Annotated in this window: 6 protein-coding genes; 4 read left to right on the top strand and 2 right to left on the bottom strand. The window is 37.1% G+C overall.

Going from position 1 to position 6,595, the window contains the following annotated elements:
* Positions 1-116 precede the first annotated feature (116 nt).
* The 3 genes from HNR32_RS11345 to HNR32_RS11335 all read left to right on the top strand — a co-directional run bounded on the left by HNR32_RS11345 (position 117) and on the right by HNR32_RS11335 (position 2,900).
* Positions 117-395 (top strand): nitroreductase family protein, encoded by a 279-nt coding sequence (locus tag HNR32_RS11345; protein ID WP_183862747.1) that lies wholly within the window; start codon positions 117-119, stop codon positions 393-395.
* A 27-nt stretch (positions 396-422) separates the two neighbouring features.
* Complete coding sequence (locus HNR32_RS11340; protein WP_183862745.1) at positions 423-971, top strand: glutathione peroxidase; 549 nt, start codon at positions 423-425, stop codon at positions 969-971.
* A 243-nt stretch (positions 972-1,214) separates the two neighbouring features.
* Complete coding sequence (locus HNR32_RS11335) at positions 1,215-2,900, top strand: methyl-accepting chemotaxis protein (protein ID WP_183862742.1); 1,686 nt, start codon at positions 1,215-1,217, stop codon at positions 2,898-2,900.
* Positions 2,901-2,998: 98 nt separating this feature from the next.
* Here the strand turns inward: HNR32_RS11335 and HNR32_RS11330 are convergent, their stop codons facing one another.
* Both HNR32_RS11330 and HNR32_RS11325 read right to left on the bottom strand, forming a co-directional pair.
* On the bottom strand, positions 2,999-4,216 hold the full coding sequence (locus HNR32_RS11330; protein ID WP_183862740.1) for a multidrug efflux MFS transporter: 1,218 nt from the start codon (positions 4,214-4,216) through the stop codon (positions 2,999-3,001).
* 1 nt (position 4,217) lies between these two features.
* Positions 4,218-4,805, bottom strand: coding sequence for a TetR/AcrR family transcriptional regulator (locus HNR32_RS11325; RefSeq protein WP_183862738.1), 588 nt, complete (start codon positions 4,803-4,805; stop codon positions 4,218-4,220).
* A gap of 217 nt (positions 4,806-5,022) precedes the next feature.
* Between HNR32_RS11325 and HNR32_RS11320 the strand changes: the two genes are divergently transcribed.
* Positions 5,023-6,594 (top strand): ClC family H(+)/Cl(-) exchange transporter, encoded by a 1,572-nt coding sequence (locus tag HNR32_RS11320; RefSeq protein ID WP_183862736.1) that lies wholly within the window; start codon positions 5,023-5,025, stop codon positions 6,592-6,594.
* Position 6,595: the final 1 nt, after the last annotated feature.

Here is a 6,595-nt window from a genome sequence, read left to right as displayed (position 1 = left end):
CTACGGGGATAGCCTGTGGAGATAATATAAGACGTGAATTTTGCGCAACTATCTGTGAAGCAGGAACCCCGCGACTTTAGTCGTGGGAGGTTCAGGAAACAGCAACGGTAAAAAAGATGCAGGAAGATTATGCTCTTTATGCAGATAATTTTCCAATCTGGGCACAACAGTCCAATGGAATGCTGCAGTTTGCTATTTGGACAGCACTTACTAATATGGGATTAGGTGCAAATTTACAGCATTATAATCCACTTATTGATGAAAAAATAAAAGCTTTATTTGCGGTACCTGCCAGTTGGAAACTTATTGCACAAATGCCATTTGGACAACCGTTAAAAGCACCAGAACCAATTGAAAAGATGGCAATAAATGAACGAGTAAAAATATTTAAATAAATAATTTAACAAAAGGGAGGACTCAAAATGTCTATTTATGATTTTACAGTAGTAACAAATCATGGTGAAGAAAAATCATTGGCTGAATATAAGGGGAAAGTGCTGATTATCGTCAATACAGCCAGCAAATGCGGCTTTACTCCCCAATATGAAGAATTAGAAGCATTATATAAAAAATATAAGGATAAGGGGCTCGAAATACTGGCGTTCCCCAGCAATCAATTTGCTGAACAGGAACCGGGTGATGCTGGAGAAATCGCAGAGTTTTGTAAAATAAATTATGGCGTAACTTTTCCTTTATTTGCTAAAAATGATGTTAGAGGTGAGACAGCACAGCCACTATTTAAATATCTTGTAGAAGAAAAGGGCTTTGAAGGCTTTGATAATGAACATCCTAAAGCTGAAGTACTGCAAAATGCCATAAATACTAATTTTCCAGAATTTATGCTGGGGGATTCCATTAAATGGAATTTTACTAAGTTTTTAATTGATAGAGAAGGTCAGGTCGTTGGACGCTATGAACCAACAACGACACCATCGCAAATGTCAGATGCTATTGAAAAATTATTAGGTTAAAAGGGCGTTGAGTCGTTGCTGATATTATTTGAATATCAGCAACGACTTTTCTATTGGAGATAGTATTGACTAAATTAATAGAGGTAAAAATGATGTAATGAAGAAATATATATATGTATCAATTTAAGAGATGGGGTGTTTTATATGGATAGGCTATATTCAATTAAAATGAGAATGATTATTACTATTATCTTAGTCTAAATAATCACAATCTTCTGTGTTAGCGGATTTTTTATTTATAATATGGTAAATAATAGCCGACAGCAGATTAAAGATTACCGCAGTGCTTTTGAGCAAAGTGTTGATCATGAATTAAAGATGGAAGCGGAAATGGCTCTTAGTTTAATAAAAACGGTATATGATAAACAACAGGCAGGAGTGTTGACGGAGCAAGAAGCGAAGGCTCAAGCAGCAGCACTTATAAGAAATTTACGCTATGATAATAATAAGGGATATTTTTGGATTGATACATATGATGGAATAAATGTAGCTTTGCTGGGACGCGATATCGAGGGAAAATCTCGTATAAATGCCGTTGATCCCAAAGGTAAATATTACATACAGGAAATAATAAAAAATGGCCGTCAACAGGGCGGGGGCTATACTGATTTAATGTTTGCTAAGCCGAATGAAACGACACCATTGCCAAAACGAAATTATTCAATCGCCTTTGAGCCATATAAATGGGTGCTTGGTACTGGGAGATGGGTCGATTATATTGATGCCAAGGTAATGGAAAAAGAGAAAAATGAGCAAATAATATTGAGAAATAATATTATTCGAATTATATTTTATATGGTGCTTTTACAGATACTGCTTGTTGCTGTTGCTATTTACATTGGCAAAAAAATAGCTGATCCAATTGAAAACGTAACGAAAAAAATGAATATATTGGCAACGGGAAATTTTTCTGAACCGATTGAAAAAGAAATATTAGAACGAAAAGATGAAATCGGTTCTATGGGGCTGGCTTTACAAAAAATGAATGATAATATAAAGGAATTGCTGCAAAAAATTATGGAGTCAGCTAAATATTTAACTAATTCCTCAGAAGCGCTTACCTCTAATGCTAAGCAATCAGCAGAGGCTAGTAATCATATAGCAGAGGCGATGGTAAATGTAGCCGACTTATGCGGTGAACAGTTTCATGCAGTAGAGAATGCAGGCAAGTATACCAATAATTTATCAAACAATATGAAAAATTTTATTAGCAGCATTGAGGAATCATCAGAAAAAATACGCTTGACTAATGAAAAAGCATCTAAAGGAGATAAAGAAGTTTCTTTAGCACTGGATAAAATGCAGGAAATGAAGCATTCTGTAGGAGAATCAGCGACAGTTATCAGCGGCTTGGGCGAGCAATCAAAGAAAATTGGCGGCATAATAGATACTATAGCTAATATTGCTGGACAGACTAATCTATTGGCACTTAATGCTGCAATAGAAGCGGCAAGAGCTGGCGAACAGGGAAAAGGTTTTGCTGTAGTGGCTGAAGAGGTAAGAAAATTAGCTGAGCAATCGCAGCAGGCAGCGGGTGAAATAGCGGAATTAATCGGTACAATACAAACAGCAGCGCAAAAAGCAGTTGATGTAATGCAGCAAGGCGTTGGACATGTAGAAACCGGCGTAGAAGCCGTTGATGGTGCGGGCAAAACATTTAGCAATATTGTGGAAATGGTAACCCAAATAGCGAAAAATTCTATGGATATGGAAAATATTGTAGTTAATTTATCGCAGGAAACGCAAGAAATAGCCGGATCGGTAACTAAAATTGATTCGATGAGCAAGAGCGTATCATCGGAAGCAGAAACAGTTGCAGCATCTACTGAAGAACAGACCGCATCGATGAATGAAATTGCTGATTCCAGTAAGATTCTGGCGGAAATGGCAGAGAACTTACAAAAGGCAATAAATAAATTTAAGATATAAATAAAATATTGAAATTAAGCCCTTACTGCAGATAAAGATAATATTTGCGGTAGGGGCTTAGGTGTTATAGGGCAAAAAATTTATTTGCTAAATATATTTTATAGTGAATGAGATACAATATGTTTAAATTTATCATCAGCTTTTTTATAAATAAATTCACGAACGCCAATCACATTTATAAATAATAAGAGACTTGTTGATAAAAATAATGCTCGTATACCCAAATATGCAGCTATTTGTCCACCGCATACCGCACCGCAAAACATTCCCAGAAATTGAGCTGTTTGGTTATAGCTGAAAATACGGCCGGCAATATCATCAGGAATGGTTTGCTTTAATATAGTGTTTATTGATGGCAGTAAGGCACCAGTAGCAATGCCTACTAAAAAACGCAGTCCCATAAGCTGCCATTCGTTTTGGACAAAAGCTTGGGGAATAAATGAAATAGCGGCAAATATAAGAGCCATAAATATTACTTTATGGGCACCTATGGAGTCGGATAATTTACCAAGCCATGGTGCAGCCGATATACTTGATAGACCGGAAGATGCAAATACTAATCCGGAAATAAAGGCTAAATGATTAGTGCCTGGTGATAATGTTCCAATGTATATTGTAATAACAGGTTCAATGGAAAACAGAGCAAATTGTAAAATAAAAGTTGTTATAAACATAGCACAAATTAACTTTTTATCGGTTAATCCCTGCCAAATTTGTTTAAAGGGCAGTAAGGCCTGTGCGGTTGGCTGAAAATCTTCTTTGACAAAACAAAGGGTCAGTGAAAAAGCAACAAGCAATAGTGCACCCATAACAATAAAAATACTGCGGATACCGATTATCTCTACCATATAGCCGCCAATTAACGGTCCCAGCAGCATGCCGCTAATAGCACCTGTTGATAAAGTACCTAGAGCCCAGCCGGCTTTGTCTTTAGGTGTTTGTGTAGCTATAAGGGTTATGGCGCCGGAATTAAAGCCGGAGATAGTACCCATCAATATACGCAAGCCCACTAATTGATATACAGAACTAACAATGCTGATACTGCTTACAACAATGGACATACCAAAACTGGCACGCAACAGCATAGGTTTCCGCCCGTACTTATCGGCTAATTTTCCCCAAAAAGGAGAAACAATGGCCATGATTAAAGTGGTACTGCCAAAAGCCAGACCTGACCAAATTTCAATATCTGATAAATTGTGGATACCTAATTTTTGTACAAAAATCGGCAGAATGGGGGCAATTTGGCTTAAGGCACAGCTGGTAGCAAATGAGCCCAGCCAGCAGATAAATAAATTTCGTTTCCAAATTTCCAAATTAATTACCACCTTCATTGGATTTTTTGGCATTAGCAAGACCGTTAATAAATGTTTGTATTAACAATAAATAACTCTCTTGCTTAGCTAGCGGTTTATGAAACCAATTAGCAGACTCTAGCGAAACAAAACCGTGCATAATGCTGCGAAAGCCGCGTACGGCATGAATCAGAGCTTCATCGTGTAAATCATACGGGGCTAAAACTTTAAAAAGTACATCCATTAAAGATTTAGTAGCCTGCTGGAATTCATCATTATCGCGATATTCCCAGGATAAAGAAATAATAGCCTGATATTGACCAGGAAAATTATGGGCAAATTGACGATAAGCATTGGCAACATCGATAACAGCAATATCTTTGCTTTTACCGATAGCTGTTTCAGCAAGATGTTCACGCAGGTGCATATTGGCATAGATGATTAACAGGCATTTTAGATGAGCAATATTACGGATGTGATTATATAGTGATTGTTTTTTAATATTGAGGGATTTAGCGATATTGGTTAAGGTAAGATTAGATAATCCTTCCTTATCGGCAATATCAGCAGCCATTTTTACAATAATATCAGAGTTTAGATTACAGCGCATAAAATACTTCCTTTTAAATAATTTAGCTTACACTATACATAATAAAACTGACGATGTCAGTTGTCAAACAAAATTAATGTATGTTTTTATAATAAAATTAAGGAAAGTTACTGTTTACTGGAATTGCAGTTAAAAAAATATATTGTTTTATGGTAAAATAATAATATTCCCTAAAATAAAATTAAAGAGGTGGTTGCCTCCTTTAGGAGTGTATATTATGAGCAAAAGTAGGCTGATGAAGGCTGTAAGTGACTTGGAGGATCCACGTCATTTTCGTTTACGGCTTTGTTTGGAAGGTATTTTAATTGGAATTGTTACAGGAATAGTAGTAGCTGCTTATAGGTGGATATTAGAAGGTTCCGATGAATTGCGACCGGTATTATATAAACATTTTACTTGGGAAAATTGGCCGATGGTTATTGTATATTGCGGTCTGATGCTGGTATTTTCCTATATTTTATATCGTATTGTAAAAAAAGAACCACTGTCATCAGGCAGTGGGATTCCGCAAATAAAAGGAATTTTATTGGGAAAAATGCATATGGATTGGCTTAGTGTCCTATTAGCTAAATTTTTTGGTGGAGTTATAGCTATTGGTTCGGGGCTTTCCTTAGGCCGAGAAGGCCCCAGTGTGCAGCTCGGAGCTGCTTTAGCCCAAGGGGTCAGTCGTGGCCGCCGTCGTTCGCGTGTAGAAGAGCGGTTTTTATTGACCAGTGGAGCTTGTGCAGGACTGGCAGCAGCTTTTAACGCGCCATTAGCTGGTATTATATTTGGTTTTGAGGAATTATATAGAAATTTTTCGCCGCTGGTATTAGTAGGAACAGCAGCAGCTTCAGTCACGGCAACTGCTGTAACTGATATTTTCCTTGGCGGTGACACGGTTTTTAATATTGGTCATTTATATGTATTGCCGGTAAAAATGTATGGTTTGCTGATGCTATTGGGGGTTTTTATCGGCTTTTTAGGTTATGGTTTTAATGCATTATTATTTGCTATGATGAATTGGTATGACAGCCAAAAAGTGTTGAAAAAAATGTGGAAACCGGCATTGCCGTTATTGTTGGCAGTGGTATTGGGATTTGTTCTGCCGCAGGTTTTAGGCGGCGGTAACCATTTAGTAGATATATTGGTAAAAGAACATTTTGGCATTTTATTTTTAATAGTACTGTATCTGGGAAAATTTATTTTTACTACACTATCTTTTGGTTCAGGTGTTCCTGGTGGTATTTTCCTGCCAATGCTGGTATTGGGAGCTGTTGGCGGCAGTATTTTCAGTCATGCTGCAATGGCTTTGGGCATTATTGATTCTACCTATGCTGCTAATTTTGTTGTATTTGCTATGGCGGCTTATTTTGCCGCAGTAGTAAAGGCACCGATAACAGGCAGTATTCTTATTATGGAAATGACGGGCTCTTTCCAACACATGCTGGCACTTATTGTTGTATCAATGACCGCATATATAGTAATGGATATGCTAAACGGACAAGCGGTATATGATGCTTTGTTAGGACGTTCTTTGCGCAAGCAAAATAAAATAGCCGATGCATTGAGTTATAAACGTTTGGTTTTGGAACGAGTCGTCGGTAATGGCAGCATGGCTGATTCAAAGTGCATAAAATCTATTCAGTGGCCTAAGGGCAGCTTGATTATTAATATAAAACGCGGCGAAGAAGAATTCGTTCCTAATGGAGAGACAAGACTGCAGTCGGGTGATTATGTCTATGTTTTGGCTTATAATAATCAGATTGAAACACTGCAGAATATATTAGTTGAAAAAGAAAGTAGATAAT

This window comes from Pectinatus brassicae, from assembly GCF_014201835.1.
In the GTDB taxonomy this organism is placed as follows: domain Bacteria; phylum Bacillota; class Negativicutes; order Selenomonadales; family Selenomonadaceae; genus Pectinatus; species Pectinatus brassicae.
Note: the sequence above shows the minus strand (reverse complement) of the source record. Positions and strands in the feature narration are given on the sequence as shown.